The sequence below is a fragment of the Yoonia sp. R2331 genome, assembly GCF_041103235.1.
In the GTDB taxonomy this organism is placed as follows: Bacteria; Pseudomonadota; Alphaproteobacteria; order Rhodobacterales; family Rhodobacteraceae; genus CANMYO01.
Genome location: NZ_JBGCUN010000001.1, coordinates 2,391,419 through 2,410,445 on the forward strand (window position 1 = coordinate 2,391,419; position 19,027 = coordinate 2,410,445).

Below are 19,027 nucleotides of genomic sequence, written 5' to 3' on the forward strand. Positions count from 1 at the left end.
GTCGAGGGGTCAAAACCGACGCACAGACGTCGAATAAGGCCTAGCATCCCCCACCGCAGAGGCGCATCAAGCACTTATGCGCATGCTCATCTCATTCGCCGCCCTGTTCCTCTCTGCCGGGTTGTTGCAGTTTTCATCCGGCGGGGTTGGCCCGCTGGATGCGCTGACCGGGCTGGCGCTTGGTTTTTCCACAGCACAGGTTGGCTTTCTGGGCTCTGCACATTTCTTTGGGTTCTTTATCGGCTGCTGGTGGGTGCCGCGCCTGATGGGCACTGTGGGCCACAGCCGCGCCTATGCGATCTGTACCGCAATGGGGGCGATCGGGCTGGCCGCCCATGTGGTGGTGGCAGGCCCCTATTGGTGGGCGCTCTTCCGGGTGTTTTCCGGCATCTGCATCGCGGGCTGTTACACCGTGATTGAGGCATGGTTGCAGGCCAAGGTCACCAATGAAACGCGGGGCCGCGCCATGGGCAGCTACCGCGTGGTTGACATCACCGCCAGCCTGATCGCGCAGTTCATGATCGGTGTACTGGCCGTTTTGGACACCCCAGTCGCCTATAACCTGCTGACCGTGATCTGCTGCGCCTCGCTTTTGCCACTGGCGTTGACCCGCGCAGCACAGCCCGCCACGCCAGATGCGACACGCCTGCGGCCCGGTTTGGGGTGGTCAATCTCGCCGCTTGCGGTGGGTGGCGTTCTGGTGGCAGCCCTGTCCAGCGCATCCTTTCGCATGGTTGGGCCGATTTATGGGCAAGAGGTCGGATTGGCCGCCAGCCAGATCGGCTATTTCCTTGCCGCTTTTGTGGCAGGGGGCGCGCTTGCGCAATGGCCCGCCGGCTGGTTGGCGGACCGGTATGACCGGCGCTATGTGCTGATTGCCCTGTCCGTCGCCTCTGCCCTGTCGAGCGTCATGACAATCGCGTTGGCCGCAACCGGGACGGCAGGTGTGATGCTGTCAGCGGCGGTCTTTGGGCTGACGTCCTTCCCGATCTATTCGGTCAGTGCGGCCCATGCCCACGACCACGCCACTGACGATCAGCGGGTCGAACTTTCCGCCGCGCTGATGTTCTTTTACGCCGTGGGTGCGATTGCGGCCCCCTACGGCGCATCGGTGCTGATCGCGGCCTTTGGGCCAGCGTCGCTGTTTGTACTGCTGGCTGTCTCACACCTGATGCTGGTCGCATGGAGCCTGCTGCGGATGCGCGTCCGCGCCGCCCCTTCGGACCGCACCCGCTATGTCTATGCGCCGCGCACATCTTTTGGCATTGGTCGGCTCTTGGGGAAAAGTCGGACGAAGGACTAGACGATCAGCGGATCCAACCCAAAGTCGTCCCAATCCAGCGCGTCCGTGTCCTTGACCACAATCCGCATGTCGCGGCTGCCATCACCATCCACGTCGACCCAGACGTTCAGATGCCCATCCGCGCGCTGGACATAGTTGACTGACGCTTGCCCGCCCCCGCGCAACGCATCCGTACCATCAAACGCCAGCGGCATCGCCGCGACGCCAGCAAGGTTGATGACATCAACACCGCGTTCAAACCCGATGATGACGTCAGGCTGTGCCGCAGCACTGTCAGCCACGTCGTCAAACAGGAACACATCCGCGCCATCGCCGCCAAACAACAAGTCGCGCCCGGCCCCACCGTTCAGCGTGCCACCGCCCGCGCCTGTCGTGATTTTGTCACGCCCCGCACCGCCATCCATATAGGTTGCGGCATCTGCGCTTTTCAGAATGTCGTTGCCTGCGCCGCCGTAGACCGCCGCGACTGTGCCGGCCCCGGTTGCGATATAGCGGTCATTGCCGCCGAACAGGAAAACCTCACCCTGAATGATGCCATCGTTGAAAACGGTCTGCCGGGTGTCAGATGTGGACAAACTGCCAAAACTGCCGCTGACGTCACCGCCATTGCGAAAGACACCCCCTTCGCCATTGATCAGCACATCCCCAAGGATCGTGCCCTGATTGATCACAGCCGCGGGCTGATCCGTGCCAACCATCAGGATCGCCGGACGCAGATCCACCGATTCAATCGTGCCAAAGTTCAGAACGCGCCCGCCGCCCTCATGGACGACCCCATAGGTGCCCGAAATCGTGCCGAAATTCTTGATCTCGACGTCTCCAGCCCCCGCTGCCACTTGCACGCCCGCAAAGTCACCCGTGATCGTTCCGCTGTTTTCAAGCCGCACGTCGCTGACCTGCGCGCCGAAGCCCACACCGATGTTGGACGCGCTGGAAATCTCGCCGCTGTTGCGGACCAACACGTTGTGGCTGTCATCGCCCACGAATACTCCAAAGTTTCCACCCTCAACCCAGTCGCGATTGTCGAACACGCTATCTGTCGCGTCGCGCAAGGCGACCCCCGCAATGTGGTCCCCCCTGATGAAACCCAAGTTGACGATCTGACCATCCGCACCGCGATAATCAATCCCGATCAGCGCGAACAACCGCCCTGTGTCAAAGTTGATGATGCGGTGCCCATCACCCTGCGCAATGACAGCCCCATTCGCGCCCGTACCCAGGAAACAATAGTTGTGTAAAACCGCACCCCCATCACGCAGCGTGACCGGATCGTCGCCGTTCACGTTGATGATGAGCGCGGTCTCAAGGATCTTGAGGTAATCGCCAGACCCCGCTGTCAGCGCAGGCGTGACCCCCTCAACAATATAGATTGTCATATCCGTGTTCCTTCAGAGTGACAGCACAAAATCATCGACCGTCAGGCTGTCACTGCCCAGGATCAGGATGCGCATGTCCGCCGTCCCATTCCCGTCCGCATCAATGCGCAGATCGACCCCACCCGCGCCGCGCTCAATATAGCGGATCGACCCCTGCCCGCCGCCGGTGAAGGCCCCGGTGCCGTTGAACGCAAGTGGTCCAACTGGCAGGAACTGCAGGTTGATCTGATCCACCCCTGTCTCAAAATCGCGGATCACATCCGGGTCGCGGCCCATCAGGCTGTCGGTGACGTCGTAGTAAAAGAACTGGTCAGCATCCGCCCCGCCCCACATCACGTCCCGGCCTTCGCGGCCTGCGATGTTATCGGCACCCGCATTGCCTTTGATCGCATCCGCACCGTCGCCGCCGTCCAATCCGTCGTCCCCCGCACCGCCGATGATCCGATCATCTCCACTCTCGCCTGCCACCAAGGCGCGTCCGCCCAGCGCCCCGTTATAGACGTCGCGCCCCGCGCCCAGAAAGACCGTGTCAGCAGCGCCGCCGCGCTGGAACACGATGTCATCGCCCGCGCCCATATCAACCTCACCGGTGATCACCGCACCCCCGGCGTTGAACAGATAGTCGTCCCCGCCAAGCAGGCTGATGTCGCCGCCCAGCGTGCCGAAATTCTTGATCGTGTCGTCTTGGGTATCTGAAAACGTATAGATCACCGCCGTTCCACTGCCTGCGGTCAGGATGTCACCCCGGTTTGTGATCGTCAGACCGAAATGCCCGCCCATCACGACAGCCCCCTCGATCAGCCCGGTATTGGACAGGCTGGCACCATCGCCCTGAAATGAAACGCCAAACCCTTCACCCCGGATTGTCCCGGCATTGATAAGTTGGACATTGGAAACCGTGGAATCAAAACTGACCCCGGCGCTAAAGGTCTCTGTGCCCTCAATCAGGCCAAAATTACGTATCACGCTATCGCTTGCGCCTTGCCAGACAGCCATCGCCGATGAGACGCCGCGAATCTCACCGCGGTTGACAAAGTCGACATCCGTCGCGCCATGCAGATAGGCACCAACGTTCTCGCCATAGATATCGCCATCATTGATAAACCGGCCCTGCCCGCCCCGGATCGTGACGCCATGAAACCCGCTGACCGATCCTGTGGTATTGATCCAGGCGTCAAAGCCTGTCGCCCCCAGATAGAGACCTTCAGCGTCCGTGGCCGCAATCGTCCCGCGATGGCGCAGTGTCAGATCGGCAGCAAAGCTTCCGATACCCACGGCCAGATCGGTGGTGATGGACACTCCGTCCTTGATCACAACAGTATCGCCCGCCGCATGGGTGATGGTCTCTGTGCCGGAGGTGGGGACAATAACTGCCATGTAAATCAAACCTTTGCGCAAATCATTGCGCCCCCAGTGGCATGGCTAACGCGGGACAGCTTCAGGTTGCAATCCACAAGGCGGAAACAGAGTGTTTCGCGCGCGCAAAGGCAACACTGGCAAAGACCGGATTGCGGGGGTATCTAGCGCCAAGTTTAAAGGACACGACATGGCCCGGCACCTCATCACATCGGCGATACCCTATATTAACGGGATCAAGCACCTTGGAAACCTTGTGGGCAGCCAACTACCTGCTGACCTTTATGCGCGCTATCTGCGGATGCGCGGGCATGAGGTGCTGTTTTTGTGCGCCACAGATGAACACGGCACCCCGGCAGAGCTGGCCGCCGCCAAAGCGGGCAAGCCAGTCGCCGATTACTGCGCAGAAATGCACAGCGTTCAGGCCCAAATCGCTGATGATTTTGGTCTGTCCTTCGACCACTTTGGCCGGTCTTCCAGCCCGCAGAACCATGCACTGACGCAGGCCTTTGCCGGGCGCCTGCACGACGTCGGCCTGATCCGCGAAGTGACCGAGGAACAGGTTTATTCCCACACCGATGGGCGCTTCCTCCCCGACCGCTATATCGAGGGCACCTGCCCCAACTGCGGATTTGAAAGCGCGCGCGGCGACCAATGTGACAATTGCACCAAGCAGTTGGACCCCACTGACCTGATCGAACCTCATTCGACCATCTCGGGCGCCACCGATCTGGAAGTGCGCGAGACCAAGCATCTGTACCTGCGCCAATCCACCATGCGTGACGACCTGCAGAAATGGATCGACAGCAAAACCGACTGGCCCGTGCTGACCACTTCGATTGCCAAGAAATGGCTGAACGATGGCGACGGCTTGCAAGATCGCGGCATCACCCGTGACCTTGACTGGGGCATTCCTGTCAAACAGGGCGATCAGGACTGGCCCGGCATGGAAGGCAAAGTCTTTTACGTCTGGTTTGACGCGCCGATTGAATACATCGCCTGTGCGCAGGAATGGCAGGACGCGGGCAAAGGCGCCGACTGGGAACGCTGGTGGCGCACCGACAAGGGCGCGGATGACGTGACCTACACCCAGTTCATGGGCAAGGACAACGTGCCGTTCCACACCCTGTCGTTCCCGGCGACCATTCTGGGCAGTCAGGAACCGTGGAAGCTGGTCGATTACATCAAATCGTTCAACTACCTCAACTACGACGGCGGCCAGTTCAGCACCTCGCGCGGGCGCGGTGTCTTCATGGATCAGGCGCTGGACATCCTGCCCGCTGATGTCTGGCGCTGGTGGCTGCTATCCCATGCGCCCGAAAGCTCTGACGCTGAATTCACCTGGGAGGCGTTCCAGACGGATGTGAACAAAGACCTCGCTGACGTGCTGGGCAACTTTGTCAGCCGCATCACCAAGTTCTGCCGCTCTAAATTTTCCGAGGCCGTGCCAGACGGTGCTTACGGCCCCGCCGAACATGCGCTGATCGCGGACCTGTCCGAGAAAGTCGCGCAATATCAGGCGCATATGGACGCAATCGAAGTGCGCAAAGCCGCCGCCGCCCTGCGCGCCATTTGGGTGGCAGGCAACGAATACCTGCAGGCAGAGGCACCGTGGTCCACCATCAAGGAAGATGAGGCAAAAGCCGCCGGTCAGGTCCGTCTGGGCCTGAACCTGATCCGCCTCTACGGCATCCTCTCGGCCCCCTTCATCCCCACGATGTCTCGCACGATGCTGGACGCAATGAACACCGACGACAGCTGGCCCACGGATGTGGCGACGGCCTTGGACGTACTTAAACCGGGCCATGCGTTTACCGTGCCTGACAACTTGTTCACCAAGATCACCGACGATCAGCGTACCGAATGGGCCTCGCGCTTTGCAGGCACCCGTGCCTGACACGGCCCCAATTATCCACATCAACGGCTGGTCCGGGACCGGCAAGCTGACCATCGCGCGTGAATTGGCGCAGATGATCGGCGCGCGCCTTCTGGACAATCATACCCTGATGAATGCGGCCCTGGCACTTTTTGACCGGGGCACACCAGAATATCGGGCGCTGCGTCAGGACCTGCGCGACACCGCATTTGCTGCCGCCAGCGACCTACCTGCGACAACCGCGCTTGTGCTGACCGACGCCTTTTCCGATGACCCCTACGAGGAACAGCTTTTTGCCGATGTGCTGGCCCTCGCCAAGACCCGGGGCGCGCGCCTGATCCGCGTCATTCTCGACATTACTGAAGGTGAAAACCTGCGCCGCCTGACCGGCCCCGGCCGGGTCGAGGCGCGCAAACTGACCGACCCCGACATCCTGCGGGATCACCGCGCCAACCATGTCCTTCTGGGGCATGATGACCCCACCGCGATCCACCTTGACGTCACCGACCTTTCGCCCAAGGATGCGGCACTAGACCTGATCGGGCGCGCGGGCCTTTTGCCTTAACCGGTCATTATCAAGACCGGACCTGCGATACCACTTCCGGCACCATTCCGCGCTCCACGTTCAACTGATATTGGATAGCAGCCGTTCCGTGTTAATGTCCCGGAAACATTATTCAAAGAAGAGTTCCAGATGTTCCGCACCCTTCCCCTCCTCGCCGTACTTACCGCCTTTGCAGCACCCGCCGCCCATGCCGCAGGCTGCATCACCGACAAGGCCAGCTTTGGTGCCTACAAAAACGCGCTAGCACAGGACGCCGCGAATGCGGGCGTTGGCGGCGCAGGAATGCAGGCGCTGTCATCGGCAGGACTTTCGGATATCACGTGGCGGTTCGAATCACGGCCCTCGTCCCAGACCGGTGTCAGCTACGGTGACCCAGCAGAGTTCCTTGCAAAGCGTACCCAATCTACCGCCGGTGCCTTTGTCAGCGCCGCCAAACGCAAGATGACCCAGAATCAGAACGTCTTTGACGCACTTGAACGGCAATACGGTGTGCCCGGCTCGATCCTTGTAACGATCTGGGGGCTCGAGACGTCGTGGGGCGGCTATCTGGGCAATTCCCCGGTGGTTGGTTCCGCTGTGACGCTGGCCTCTTATTGCCGCCGTCATCCCCGGTTTGAACCCCATGCCATTGCCGCGATGCAACTGGTGGATCGTGGTGTGATTACTGCAAATACACGCGGCGGCCCCTCGGGCGAATTGGGCCATATGCAGTTTCTGGCAGGCAATTGGGCACGCTTTGGCGTGGATGCCACCGGAGATGGCCGTGCGGATCCCTACAACCCGGTTGATGCACTTGCCTCTGCCGCCAACATGCTGCGCGCAAACGGCTGGCAGGCCGGTCAGCCCTTTGGTCAGGGCACGCGGAATTTCGGCGTCCTGTCGGCCTGGAACGACAGCGGCAACTACCAGCGCGCCATCGCCTATTCTGCCCAGCAGATTGACGGCTGATCTGCTTGGCAGCGCGGGGGGAAAGGACTAGAGGTTGGGGCATCCGTCCCTCCTCAAAGGCCTCGACGCTATGACCCGCCTGCAAGACCTCGGCATCGAAAAAGACGACATCGACGCGCAACTCGAAGCTTTGCGCACGCGCAAGCGCGCCATCGGTGCCGAAATCAGGGCCTTGCGGCAGGGCGACCTGCACCTGCCACCCGATGATATCGTCGCGATCCGGGGCCACCGGGTCTATGTCGGCGGGCACACGCCCGAAAAGTGGTACGGCATCGGCAAGCGCCAATTTCACTATCTGGTGTCGCGGGGCCTGCGCCCCAATCACCGTTTCCTTGATATCGCCTGTGGCAGCCTCCGGCTGGGGCAATACCTGATCCCGTATCTGGACACCGGCCACTACCACGGCGTGGAAGGCTCCGAACCTTTGGTTGCGGCAGGCCTGAAGAACGAACTCTTGTTTGACCTCGCAACCCTCAAAGCACCCCGCTTCGGTTATGGCTACGGCTTTGATTTCGGTTTTGTCGAGGGCTTTGACTACGCCATCGCGCAGTCGCTCTTTACCCATCTGACCCGCGCTGACATCGCACTTTGCTTTGCCAACCTGCGCCCGATCGCGCAGCCCGACAGCCGGTTCTATTTCACCTTCTTCGAAGGTGACGAGGCCCAGAACGCCCACGCCGAAAGCCACGCAAACCTACGGTGGGAATACAGCTTTGACGCCATGAAAGAGATGGCAGGCGATGGCTGGACGCTGAACTATATCGGCGACTGGGGCCATCAGGCCGATCAGCGCATGGTCTGTGCAACCCCACGCTAGACTGCGGGAAAACGGTACCGATTTGGGCCAATTCCGCCGCATTCCCGTCGCAGCTCTGCCCCAATCGACCGATATGACAAACGCGAAATACGTCAAGTTTTACGAGGATTCGCACGATGTCATTCAAATCTGCCCTGGCACTGGCCGCGACAACGCTGGCGCTTGCCATGCCCGCCGCCGCAGCGCCGGTCAGCTTTAGCCAGACCCAAAGCATGACCAGCAACGGTCAGGACCTGGCGTTCTCCTTCGCGGGCCTAGATGCCTCTGACGGCACGGGTGGCACGCTGACACTGGTGGGCAATACGCTTGATCTTGGCTCTTCGATCTTCGAATTCATGGACGTCTCAATCGAAGGCACGGGCTTTGGCCGCTGGTCTTGTGGCGGCAACGGCATCGGCTCCACCTCGATCCCCGGTTGGACCGACAGCGGATCAGGCAACGGCTCGCGCTGCGCATTCACGCTCAACATCGGCATCTCTGCCGCTCAGCTTGACGGATTTCTGCTGGATGGCACGGTTAATATCCTCGCCGAGATGAGCTTTGGCGTCACCGTCCTTGGCGCGCCCTCGGACAACCTGACCGCCACACTCAGCTACAACACCGCCCCGCCATTGGCCGTCCCCGCCCCTGCGGGCGGCGCGCTGCTGCTGGGCGGCCTCTTCGGCCTCGCGACCCTGCGTCGCCGCCGCATGGACAGCCGCACAGCAACCTAGGTCAACGGTGGTGCCCCCGGCCGGACTCGAACCGGCACGGGCATACGCCCAAGAGATTTTAAGTCTCCAGTGTCTACCATTCCACCACGGGGGCACGCGCTATTCCTATGCGCCGCCCGCGCGATGGGCAACCGCAAGATGTGATCAGATATCGGTGCCCGGATCGTCGGTGATCAGGGCCCGCTCACTCAGCCAGGGGTTCAAGGCCACGGCCGCCTTCAGCTGCACCTGCGCCTCTTCCGCGCGGCCCAAGCCCATCAGCGTCAGCCCCCGTCCGGCCATCGCCGCCACGTGGTTCGGCGTGATCGCAAGCGCCCGGTCCAGATCTACAAGCGCCGCCGCGAAATCCTGCTGCAGATAGGCGGCAAAGGCGCGCTGGTTGTAGCCTTCGGCATAGTCGGGGCAATAGTCGACCAATTGCCCAAGTGTCTCTTGCGATCTTGCCAGCAAACCACCGGCCATCTGCTGCATCCCAAGGTCCAGCAACCGCTGCGCCCGCGCGTCGGGTGCATCCGTCCACAGCGCCCACAGCTGATCGCTCAACTGGCGCGCCTCGCCCGTGCCGCGTGACACTTTGAGATCCGCAATGATCCCCGCCAGCGCCGCATCATGATCGGGCGCATCCGGGCAGACCTCTGCCGCTGCGGTGCTGGCCGTCAGACACAATACGATGATCCACTTCATGCCGCATGATCTGGCGCGCGCGGCATTGCCGTCAAGTCAGCTGTCCGCCAATGGCGCCCGTGGCGAGAGACCCTCTTCCTTGACGGCCTGCATCGCCATATAGGTCGAGGTGTGGGAGACATGCGGCAGCGTCGATAATTTGTCTGCTAAAACAGCGCGATAGCCGGTCATCCCGGTTGTGCGCACCTTTAACAGATAGTCAAACGACCCCGCGATCAGATGGCATTGTTCAATCTCGGCCACCTGCATCACCGCGGCATTGAACTGCGCCAACGCCGCCTCGCGCGTATCACTCAGCTTGACCTCAACAAAGGCGACGTAGTCGTGCCCCAGCCGGATCGCGTCAAACAGCGCCCGATACCCCCGGATCACACCGCTTTCCTCCAGTCGCCGCAGCCGCGCCTGCGTGGGCGATTTCGACAGGCCGATCCTGTGGGCCAATGCTGTTACACTGATCCGCCCTTCCACGGCCAGAACGTCCAGTATCTTTTGGTCGAAATTATCCAATTCGTCAGTGCGTTCGGCCATCATTTCTCCAAAAAATCAGTAGATTTGACTATTCAGGAACTAAATACAGATCAAATCGCCTTCGATCAATAGGGTATGATTTGGCACCATCGTGAGAGGATTCGCCATGCCCCGTGACACCCAAACCACCCTGCGCAAGCAGATCGACGCGGCCATGTATGCCGCCGAAAGCGCGGTGGTGACAGACCTTGTGACGCAAGCCGCCCTGTCAGACGTCGACCGCGCGCGTATTCACGCCGCCGCCACGGATCTGGTCCGTCAGATCCGCGAGACCTCTGATCCGGGCCTGATGGAGGTGTTTCTGGCCGAATACGGCCTTTCGACCGACGAAGGCATCGCGCTGATGTGTCTGGCAGAGGCGCTGTTGCGTGTTCCCGACGCCGACACCATGGATGAGCTAATCGAGGACAAGATCGCGCCCTCTGATTGGGGCAAACACCTGGGGCATTCCGCCTCCAGTCTCGTGAATGCCTCGACCTGGGCGCTGATGCTCACAGGCCGGGTGCTGGATGACGAAAAGCCGGGGCTGACCGGTGCGTTGCGCGGTGCCGTCAAACGGCTGGGCGAACCCGTGATCCGCACCGCTGTGGCGCGGGCCATGCGCGAGATGGGCCGCCAGTTTGTCCTGGGCGAGACGATCACAAGTGCGATGAAACGCGCCGACGGGATGCAGGCCAAAGGCTTTACCTACAGCTATGACATGTTGGGCGAAGCGGCCCGCACCGACGCGGATGCGCAGCAATACCATCTGGCCTATTCCCGCGCGATCACCGCCATTGCCGAACACTGCCGTCACGGCTCTGTCGCGGAAAACCCCGGCATTTCGGTCAAGCTATCGGCCCTGCACCCCCGCTATGAGGTCGCCCAGACCGACCGCGTGATGACCGAACTGGTGCCGCGCCTGCGGTCGCTGGCGGTGCTGGCGAAATCGGCGGGCATGGGGTTCAACATTGACGCGGAAGAGGCCGACCGCCTGTCGCTGTCGCTCGATGTGATCGAGGCAGCACTTTCCGAACCCGCTCTTGCCGGGTGGGACGGGTTTGGTGTCGTGGTGCAGGCCTATGGCAAACGTTGCGGGCTGGTGATCGACGCGCTGCACGACATGGCCGAACGGCTGGACCGCAAGATCATGGTCCGGCTGGTCAAGGGCGCCTATTGGGACGCCGAGATCAAGCGCGCTCAGGTGCAAGGGCTGGACGGATTCCCCGTCTTCACCGCCAAGGCGCACACCGACATCAGCTATATCGCCAACGCCCGCAAACTTCTGGGCCTGACCGACCGGATATACCCGCAATTCGCCACCCATAACGCCCATACTGTGGCCGCCGTGCTTGATCTGGCGCGCACCTTGGGCCGCAACGCCGCTGATTACGAATTCCAGCGCCTGCACGGCATGGGCGAGGTGCTCCATACCAAGGTTCTGCAAGCGCAAGGCACCCGCTGCCGCATCTATGCCCCCGTTGGCGCGCATGAAGACCTGCTCGCCTACCTTGTGCGGCGACTTTTGGAAAACGGTGCCAACTCTTCTTTCGTCAACCAGATCGTCGACGAAGACGTGCCCGCGTCAGAGGTCGCGTCTGACCCCTTTGAGGCCGCCGGTGATCTGCCAAATCTCACCCAACCGCTTGACCTTTTCCAACCAGAGCGCCCGAATTCCATCGGCTTTGACCTCACCCATGCGCCGACGCTTGCGAATATCGAACAAACTCGCGCGCAATTCCGCACAACGGTCTGGGCAGCAGCACCCCTCGTTTCTTCTGGCCAAAATAATCCCCCGCGGAGCGTCCCACACCAACAGCCCGTGCTGAACCCCGCCCATCCGGGCGACACGGTTGGTCATGTCATACCCAGCAGCCCCACCGACATCGCCCAAGCACTTGATCACGCCGCGATCTGGGATGCGCCGGCCACCGACCGTGCCGCCATCCTCAACGCCGCCGCTGACGCCTATGAAGCCAACGCGGGCGAGATTTTCGCCATTCTGGCGCGCGAGGCGGGCAAAGCCATGCCCGATGCCGTGGCCGAACTGCGCGAGGCGGTGGATTTCCTGCGCTACTACGCCGCCCAGATTGACGCTGGGGCCGCCCCGCGCGGCATCTGGACCTGCATCAGCCCGTGGAACTTCCCGCTTGCGATTTTCACCGGCCAAATCGCGGCGGCGCTGGCCGCCGGCAACGCGGTGCTCGCCAAACCGGCAGAGCAAACCCCGCTCATCGCCCATTTCGCGGTGTCTCTGCTGCATCGGGCCGGTATCCCAGCCGCCAGCCTGCAGCTGCTCCCCGGCGATGGCGCGGTGGGCGCGGCCCTGACTGGGGACGCGCGGATCAATGGTGTGGCTTTCACCGGCTCCACCGCCACGGCGCAAAAGATCGCGACCAACATGGCCACTCATTGTGCCCCCGGCACACCGCTGATCGCTGAAACCGGCGGGCTCAACGCCATGATCGTCGACAGCACTGCCTTGCCCGAACATGCCGTGCGCGACATCCTGCTGGCCTCTTTCCGCTCTGCCGGTCAGCGGTGTTCAGCCCTGCGCTGCCTTTACGTGCAAGAGGACGTGGCCCAAAACCTGCTCAAGATGCTCTATGGCGCGATGGATGCGCTGACGCTGGGCGACCCCTGGGCATTGTCCACCGATGTCGGCCCGGTGATCGACGATGCCGCGCGCCAAATCATTCTGGATCACATCGCGACCGCCCGGTCAGAGGGGCGGATCATGCACCAAATCCCGGCCCCCGCCACCGGCCACTTTGTGCCGCCCACCGTGATCCGGGTGGACAGCATCGCCCAGATGACCCGCGAAATCTTTGGACCCGTACTGCATGTAGCGACCTTCAAATCCCACGCGCTTGACCATGTGATCGACACGATCAACGCCACCGGCTACGGGCTGACCTTTGGCCTGCACACCCGCATCGACGACCGGGTGGAAACCGTGACCACGCGGATCAATGCAGGCAACATCTACGTCAACCGCGACCAGATCGGCGCGATTGTCGGCAGCCAACCCTTTGGCGGAGAGGGCCTTTCCGGCACCGGCCCCAAGGCGGGCGGCCCGCACTACCTGCCCCGCTTTACCGCCCCTGCAACTGCCGCCACCGCGGGCCAATTCGACCAAGATGCCGACATCGCCGCCCTGACCAAGCAACTCAACACGGCCACCCCACCTGCGCCGCAGCCGGTGCGCGATCTGCCCGGACCTACGGGCGAATCCAACCGGCTGCACGCGATGCCACGTGGCCCGGTGCTCTGCCTCGGCCCCGGTGCCGCGGCCGCGCAGGCGCAGGCCGACAGCGTGACCGCCCTGGGCGGCACAGCAGTGATGGCCCAAGGCAATCTGCCCGTATCCGCGCTGACCACCCTGCCGCTGGCGGCGGCCCTCTGGTGGGGCGATGCCGATACCGCGCGCGCCTACGCCAAGGCCCTGACGCAGCGCACCGGCCCGATCACCGCCCTGATCACAGCCCAGCCCGATGCCGCCCACGTCCTGCACGAACGCCACGTCTGCATCGACACCACAGCCGCCGGCGGCAACGCGCAGCTTTTGGCGGCGATGGCGTAGGCCGGGCTTCAGATCGGCCCTTGCACCAGGCGCGTCAGCCACCTGCTTGACGCGCCAGCGCCAATCCCGCACCGTCCCCCCATGTTCCCGATCCGCGACCACAACCCGTCCAACCGCACGCCCTATGTCACCTACACATTGATGGCGCTCAACATCGGCATCTGGCTCTTTGGGCTGGCCTTCATCACCACCAACGCGCAGATCAACGCGCTTTATTTCAACTACGCGATGATCCCCCTGCGCATTTCGGGTGGAGAGGGTTATCACACCCTCGTCACCTCGGTCTTTCTGCACGCAGGCTTTATGCATCTTGCCGGTAACATGCTGTTTTTGTTTATCTTCGGTGACAACCTCGAAGATGAGATGGGCCATATCCCGTTCCTGATCTTCTATCTGGCCTGCGGTGCCGGTGCGGCGCTGGCGCAATGGGCCGTGGCCCCCGGCAGCCCGGTGCCGACCGTGGGCGCATCAGGCGCAATCGCAGGTGTCATGGGTGGCTATCTGCTGCTCTTCCCCAAGGCCAAGGTTGATATCTTCATCTTCTTTGTCATCATCTTCCGCATCATCCCAATCCCCGCCTGGGTCATGCTGGCGGTCTGGTTCGCCCTGCAGCTTTTCAACGGCATCGGCAACGATGGATCAGGTGGCGGCGTGGCCTATTGGGCCCATGCGGGCGGGTTCGTTATCGGGTTTGTACTGACCATCCCGTTGTGGCTGCGACTGGGGGCGATGACGTATTGGGACCGCACAGAAGGGCACCCGCCCCACCCCGAAGCAAAATACCCAATCCGCACCACACGCATCCCAAAGGTCCCGCGCCGATGACGCGCACCCTGACCTGTCACTGCGGCGCTGTAGTGCTGGCATTCACCCCCAGTGAGCCGCTGTCAGAGGCCGCGCGCTGCGATTGTTCCTTTTGCCGCCGCCGCGCTGCCGCCACGGTGTCAGTGCCAGAGGCCGATTTGACCATCACTAAAGGCGCGGAAAACCTGACGCTTTACCAATGGAACACCAACACGGCCGAGCACTACTTTTGCAAGACATGCGGCATCTACACCCACCACCGGCGGCGTATCAACACGTCCGAGTTTGGCGTGAACCTTGGCGCGATTGACGGCGTCACACCCGACGAACTGCGGGGCCCCGGCTGGAACGATGGTGTGAACCACCCCTCTGACGCTTAGGTGTTGCGGACCACTTTGGCGAAGGCGTCAAAGATGTCACTGTTGGCCACGATGATCTCGCCATCGGCCAAAATGTCGCCCGCGGGGTTCAGCGGCTCAACAATGGCACCCGCCTCCTTGGCGATCACAATGCCTGCAGCGATGTCCCATGCGTGCAGACGCCGTTCCCAGAACCCGTCATAGCGGCCCGCGGCCACATAGGCCAAATCCAGCGCCGCCGCCCCAAAGCGCCGCACGCCCGAACATGCAGGCAGGATGCGCGCAAGGTCCTGCAGCGTTTCGGGCAGGTCCGCGCGGCCCGAAAACGGCAGGCCGGTCGCAAAAAGGGCCTCCGCCATGCGATGCCGGGCCGAGACTCTGATCCGCGCCTCGTTCACAAACGCGCCAAAGCCCTTTTCGGCATAAAACATCTCGTCCTTGACTGGGTCATAGATCACGCCCGCAACGATCTGGCCTTTATGTTCCAGCGCGATGGACACCGCCCAATGGCCCAACCCGTGCAGGAAATTGGTGGTGCCATCCAGCGGGTCGACGATCCAGCGGCGCGTCGGGTCCTCGCCTTCGATCTCGGTGCCTTCCTCGCCCAGAAACCCATAGGTCGGGCGCGCGGCCATCAGGTCTTCGCGGATCGTCTCTTCGGCCTGTCTGTCGGCACGGCTGACAAAGTCGCCCGGCCCCTTGCGGCTGACCTGCAATTGTTCAACCTCGCCAAAGTCCTTGACCAGCTGCCGCCCCGCCTTGCGGGCCGTCTTCATCATGACGTTGAGGTTTGCGCTGCCAGCCATCTGGTCTCTCCGGGGTAAGGGTCAGGCCGGGCGTATAGGCCCAATGCCGCGACACCGCAAGCGCCGCTCAACCGCGCTGCAAGGCCAATCGGCCCAGTGCCCACAGCCACAGGATCGCAGCCACCGGCCCGGTTGCCAAAATCCACCAGGCGTTGACCTCTGGGATCACGCCGCCAGTGGTCACGGCGCCGCCAATGATCGCGACGGGCAAGACCAGCGAAGCGCCATAGCCCGCCCACGGCACGGCGCCGCTGATGTCCCAAGGCGCGTCACTCTCCCCGCGCGCCATGGCCCACCAACTCAGCGCGATCAACAGCGGCAACACCAGCGAGACCGGAAAGAGCGGCAGCGCCCACATCAGCCCCCAAACCGCCAACACCAGCCCCCAAAGCACGACCAGATCACCGCGCGTTGGCACCCAAGGCCGATCCGCGACGCGATCCACAATCATATGGCCGCCGATGAACATCCCATAGGCCAGCACGACCTGCAGGCTCAGCCGTGCCACATCCATCTGGCCCTGCTCTGCGACCCACATGAACCCCAGCCAGACCCCCAGCAGCAGCCCCGCCACCGCAAATACCGGCACTGCCAACACAGGGCGGCGCGCCACAGCACGAAACCCGAACAGCCCGCAGCCAATGGTCAACAACCCGTGCCAGGCCAATGACGTCCACAGAATCGAAAATGGCACCGCCTCATACAGAACCGGAACAACCACCCCTTCGATCACGATGCCAAACAAGCCCACTGCGACAACCGCGCCGGGCCAGCCCACGCGGTAAAGCCGCATCATTGCGATCATCAGATAAGCGGCGATGCCATAAAACAGCCACACCTCCCAAATCCCGAGTGTCAGGTCCACGTGATAGAACCACATCTCTGAACAGGCGACAGTCAGCAGACCCAGCCCCAGCGCCATGCCCAGCTTTGCGATCACCTTGGTGCCTCGCTCTGCAACTTCACCGCTTCTTGCTTTGCCAGCCGGATCAGATGCGCCATATAGGGCAACGCTGTATCCTCGGCTCGCGTTGCCGCATAAAGCCGTCGGGTCACCCCGTCTTTGGTCAGTGGTCGCGTCACATAATCCGAGTTATACCGCACTTGCCGCACCACCCAGTCGGGCAGCACCGCAACGCCCCGGTTCGAGGCGACCAGCAGCAGGATCACCGCCGTCAGTTCGACCTGCCGCAGATTGGCCGGTTGCACGCCTGCCGGCGTCAAAAGCTGGCTGAACACATCCAACCGGCTTTGTTCCACCGGATAGGTAATCAGCGTCTGATCGGCAAAATCCGCAGCCTCAATGAATGGTTTTTGCGCCAGCGGATGCTGGGCCGCGGCGACAAACACCGCGTCATAGTCAAAGATCGGCGTGAAATGCGTGCCCGCGACATCCTCAGGATCGGACGAGACCACAAGATCAACCTCCTCCCGCCGCAACGCAGGCAGCGCATCAAAGGCCAGGCCGGGGCGGATATCCACGTCCACATCGGGCCAGGCCTTGCGAAACGCCTCCAACACCGGGAACAGCCACTCAAAACAGGCGTGACACTCAATCGCGATATGCAGCCGCCCGGATTTGCCTGCGATCAACCCTTCGAATTCCGCCTCCAGCGCGCTGACCCGTGGCAAGATCTCTTCTGCCGCCGCCAGCAACTTCATCCCCGCCGCCGACAGCCGCAGCGGCTTGGTGCGCCGCACAAACAGCTCCACCCCCGCCTGATCCTCGATCCCCTTGATCTGATGGCTCAGCGCGGACTGCGTAATGTTCAGCAAATCCGCAGCGCGGCCCAGACCGCCAGTGTCATGGATCGCCTTGATCGTGCGCAGGTGGCGAAACTCAATATGCATACGATCCTCATAACGTTTCTGAGTTTTATGAATTTGCCTCATATGCCAGCCTGTGAGATTTTGAGCAAGTTCCAAAAGGATTGTCCTATGCCCGGCCTCAGCTTTGAATTCTTCCCGCCCAAATCCCTCGAAGCCTCGTTCCGCTTGTGGGACTGCGTCAACACGCTGGCGCCATTGGCCCCTGACTTCGTCTCGGTCACCTACGGCGCGGGCGGCACCACGCGAAAGCTGACGCACGAGGCGGTCAGCACCCTGCACAAGACCACTGACCTTGCGGTTGCGGCCCACCTGACCTGCGTTGACGCAACCCGGGAAGAGACCCTGGCCATCGCCGAACGCTACGCCGATGCGGGCATCACCGACATCGTGGCCCTGCGTGGCGATGCGCCAAAGGGCAGCGATGGCTTTGCCGCCCACCCCGAGGGCTTTGCTTCTTCCGTTGATCTGATCGCGGCCTTGGCTGAAACCGGCAAATTCAACATCCGCGTGGGCGCCTACCCCGAAAAACACCCCGAGGCTGCCGATCAGGCCGCAGACATCGCATTCCTGAAGCGCAAGATCGACGCAGGTGCGACCTCGGCCATCACACAGTTCTTCTTTGAAGCGGACACATTCTTTCGGTTCCGCGATGCCTGTGTGAAAGCCGGGATCGACGCGCCGATCATCCCCGGCATCCTGCCGGTGGAAAACTGGACCGGCGTGCGCAAATTTGCTGCCCAATGCGGCACGAACATCCCTGCCGTTGTGGCCCAGGCCTTCGAGAATGCGACCCGCGACGACACCACCGACCTGTTGGCCACAGCGCTGGCGACAGAGCTCTGCGATGATCTCCTGACCGGCGGGGTTGACCATCTGCACTTCTACACGCTCAACAAACCCGGCCTCACCTTTGACGTGGCCCGTGCCCTGGGAATTGCCCCCAAGTACCGCTTGCAAAACGTCGCCTGACGCGGCAGCCTCCGGCCAAAAGCCAGAGCCATCATGATCTTCGCCAAATCCCCGTCAGAGCTTCCGGACAACGACAAGATCCTGTCAATGTCGGGCTTCGATTTCATGTGCGGGATACGTGACGGCACCCTGCCCCACCCGCCGATTGCGCGCCTGCTGAACTATCGTGTTGATACGGTTTCCGAGGGCAAGGTCATATTTCGCGGCACCCCGCAATTCGATCATGTGAACCCCACCGGCACCGTGCATGGCGGCTGGTACGGCACCCTGCTTGACAGCTGCATGGCCTGCGCGGTGATGACAACTGTGCCACAAGGGTCGGTCTACACAACGCTGGAATACAAGGTGAACCTGACCCGCACGATCCCGCTCGGGACCGAGGTGCTGGCGATTGGCACCATTGACCACGCAGGCCGCTCAACCGGGGTGGCATCGGGCCAGATTGTGGATGCACAAACCGGCAAACTTTATGCCACCGGCTCAACCACCTGCATCATTATGCAGATCGGCTGACAGACCCTGCGGCACCGC

General features: G+C 62.1%; 18 protein-coding genes and 1 tRNA gene. 11 read left to right on the forward strand and 8 right to left on the reverse strand.

The window, feature by feature from the left end:
- The first annotated feature begins 76 nt into the window (after positions 1–76).
- A complete protein-coding gene (locus tag AB3Y40_RS12365; protein WP_369439093.1) occupies positions 77–1,303 on the forward strand; it encodes an MFS transporter in 1,227 nt (408 codons plus the stop codon).
- Here AB3Y40_RS12365 and AB3Y40_RS12370 read toward each other — a convergent pair.
- Together AB3Y40_RS12370 and AB3Y40_RS12375 are read right to left on the reverse strand one after the other, a co-directional pair.
- Positions 1,300–2,679 (reverse strand): M10 family metallopeptidase C-terminal domain-containing protein, encoded by a 1,380-nt coding sequence (locus tag AB3Y40_RS12370; RefSeq protein ID WP_369439094.1) that lies wholly within the window; start codon positions 2,677–2,679, stop codon positions 1,300–1,302. The two genes, AB3Y40_RS12365 and AB3Y40_RS12370, sit on opposite strands and share 4 nt — an antisense overlap.
- A 12-nt stretch (positions 2,680–2,691) precedes the next feature.
- Positions 2,692–4,056, reverse strand: a complete 1,365-nt coding sequence (locus tag AB3Y40_RS12375) for a calcium-binding protein (protein WP_369439095.1) — start codon at positions 4,054–4,056, stop codon at positions 2,692–2,694.
- A gap of 169 nt (positions 4,057–4,225) precedes the next feature.
- On the opposite strand from AB3Y40_RS12375, the gene metG reads away from it, so the two are divergent.
- The 5 genes from metG (at position 4,226) to AB3Y40_RS12400 (ending at position 8,954) form a co-directional block, all read left to right on the forward strand.
- Positions 4,226–5,932, forward strand: a complete 1,707-nt coding sequence (gene metG, locus AB3Y40_RS12380) for a methionine--tRNA ligase (RefSeq protein ID WP_369439096.1) — start codon at positions 4,226–4,228, stop codon at positions 5,930–5,932.
- The gene (locus AB3Y40_RS12385) at positions 5,925–6,476 is read left to right on the forward strand and encodes a P-loop nucleotide/nucleoside kinase family protein (protein ID WP_369439097.1); all 552 of its coding nucleotides are present in this window, start codon (positions 5,925–5,927) and stop codon (positions 6,474–6,476) included. Before metG ends, AB3Y40_RS12385 begins: the two co-directional genes overlap by 8 nt.
- Before the next feature lie 129 nt (positions 6,477–6,605).
- The gene (locus AB3Y40_RS12390; protein ID WP_369439098.1) at positions 6,606–7,424 is read left to right on the forward strand and encodes a lytic murein transglycosylase; all 819 of its coding nucleotides are present in this window, start codon (positions 6,606–6,608) and stop codon (positions 7,422–7,424) included.
- A gap of 70 nt (positions 7,425–7,494) precedes the next feature.
- Entirely contained in the window at positions 7,495–8,241 is a 747-nt protein-coding gene (locus tag AB3Y40_RS12395) for a class I SAM-dependent methyltransferase (protein WP_369439099.1), read from the forward strand.
- A 116-nt stretch (positions 8,242–8,357) separates the two neighbouring features.
- Complete coding sequence (locus AB3Y40_RS12400; RefSeq protein WP_369439100.1) at positions 8,358–8,954, forward strand: hypothetical protein; 597 nt, start codon at positions 8,358–8,360, stop codon at positions 8,952–8,954.
- A gap of 8 nt (positions 8,955–8,962) precedes the next feature.
- On the opposite strand, the gene AB3Y40_RS12405 is transcribed toward AB3Y40_RS12400, so the two are convergent.
- From AB3Y40_RS12405 to AB3Y40_RS12415, 3 genes are all read right to left on the reverse strand, one after another.
- A tRNA-Leu gene (locus AB3Y40_RS12405) sits at positions 8,963–9,048 on the reverse strand.
- Between the two features lie 50 nt (positions 9,049–9,098).
- Positions 9,099–9,638: a tetratricopeptide repeat protein gene (locus tag AB3Y40_RS12410; RefSeq protein ID WP_369439101.1), complete on the reverse strand. Its 540-nt coding sequence runs from the start codon at positions 9,636–9,638 to the stop codon at positions 9,099–9,101.
- 36 nt (positions 9,639–9,674) lie between these two features.
- Positions 9,675–10,166, reverse strand: a complete 492-nt coding sequence (locus AB3Y40_RS12415) for an Lrp/AsnC family transcriptional regulator (protein WP_369439102.1) — start codon at positions 10,164–10,166, stop codon at positions 9,675–9,677.
- A 106-nt stretch (positions 10,167–10,272) separates the two neighbouring features.
- On the opposite strand from AB3Y40_RS12415, the gene putA reads away from it, so the two are divergent.
- The 3 genes from putA to AB3Y40_RS12430 all read left to right on the forward strand — a co-directional run bounded on the left by putA (position 10,273) and on the right by AB3Y40_RS12430 (position 14,912).
- The gene (gene putA, locus AB3Y40_RS12420; protein ID WP_369439103.1) at positions 10,273–13,728 is read left to right on the forward strand and encodes a bifunctional proline dehydrogenase/L-glutamate gamma-semialdehyde dehydrogenase PutA; all 3,456 of its coding nucleotides are present in this window, start codon (positions 10,273–10,275) and stop codon (positions 13,726–13,728) included.
- Between the two features lie 81 nt (positions 13,729–13,809).
- Complete coding sequence (locus tag AB3Y40_RS12425) at positions 13,810–14,553, forward strand: rhomboid family intramembrane serine protease (RefSeq protein ID WP_369439104.1); 744 nt, start codon at positions 13,810–13,812, stop codon at positions 14,551–14,553.
- Entirely contained in the window at positions 14,550–14,912 is a 363-nt protein-coding gene (locus tag AB3Y40_RS12430; protein WP_369439105.1) for a GFA family protein, read from the forward strand. The genes AB3Y40_RS12425 and AB3Y40_RS12430 overlap by 4 nt, the downstream gene beginning before the upstream one ends.
- Here AB3Y40_RS12430 and AB3Y40_RS12435 read toward each other — a convergent pair.
- The 3 genes from AB3Y40_RS12435 to AB3Y40_RS12445 form a co-directional block, all read right to left on the reverse strand.
- The gene (locus tag AB3Y40_RS12435; protein WP_369439106.1) at positions 14,909–15,697 is read right to left on the reverse strand and encodes an inositol monophosphatase family protein; all 789 of its coding nucleotides are present in this window, start codon (positions 15,695–15,697) and stop codon (positions 14,909–14,911) included. The genes AB3Y40_RS12430 and AB3Y40_RS12435 overlap by 4 nt on opposite strands.
- 67 nt (positions 15,698–15,764) lie before the next feature.
- Positions 15,765–16,637: a hypothetical protein gene (locus tag AB3Y40_RS12440; RefSeq protein WP_369439107.1), complete on the reverse strand. Its 873-nt coding sequence runs from the start codon at positions 16,635–16,637 to the stop codon at positions 15,765–15,767.
- Positions 16,634–17,548: a LysR family transcriptional regulator gene (locus AB3Y40_RS12445; protein WP_369439108.1), complete on the reverse strand. Its 915-nt coding sequence runs from the start codon at positions 17,546–17,548 to the stop codon at positions 16,634–16,636. The genes AB3Y40_RS12440 and AB3Y40_RS12445 overlap by 4 nt, the downstream gene beginning before the upstream one ends.
- Before the next feature lie 87 nt (positions 17,549–17,635).
- On the opposite strand from AB3Y40_RS12445, the gene metF reads away from it, so the two are divergent.
- Together metF and AB3Y40_RS12455 are read left to right on the forward strand one after the other, a co-directional pair.
- A complete protein-coding gene (gene metF, locus AB3Y40_RS12450; protein WP_369439109.1) occupies positions 17,636–18,496 on the forward strand; it encodes a methylenetetrahydrofolate reductase [NAD(P)H] in 861 nt (286 codons plus the stop codon).
- Between the two features lie 33 nt (positions 18,497–18,529).
- Positions 18,530–19,009: a PaaI family thioesterase gene (locus AB3Y40_RS12455; protein ID WP_369439110.1), complete on the forward strand. Its 480-nt coding sequence runs from the start codon at positions 18,530–18,532 to the stop codon at positions 19,007–19,009.
- The last annotated feature ends 18 nt before the right edge of the window (positions 19,010–19,027 follow it).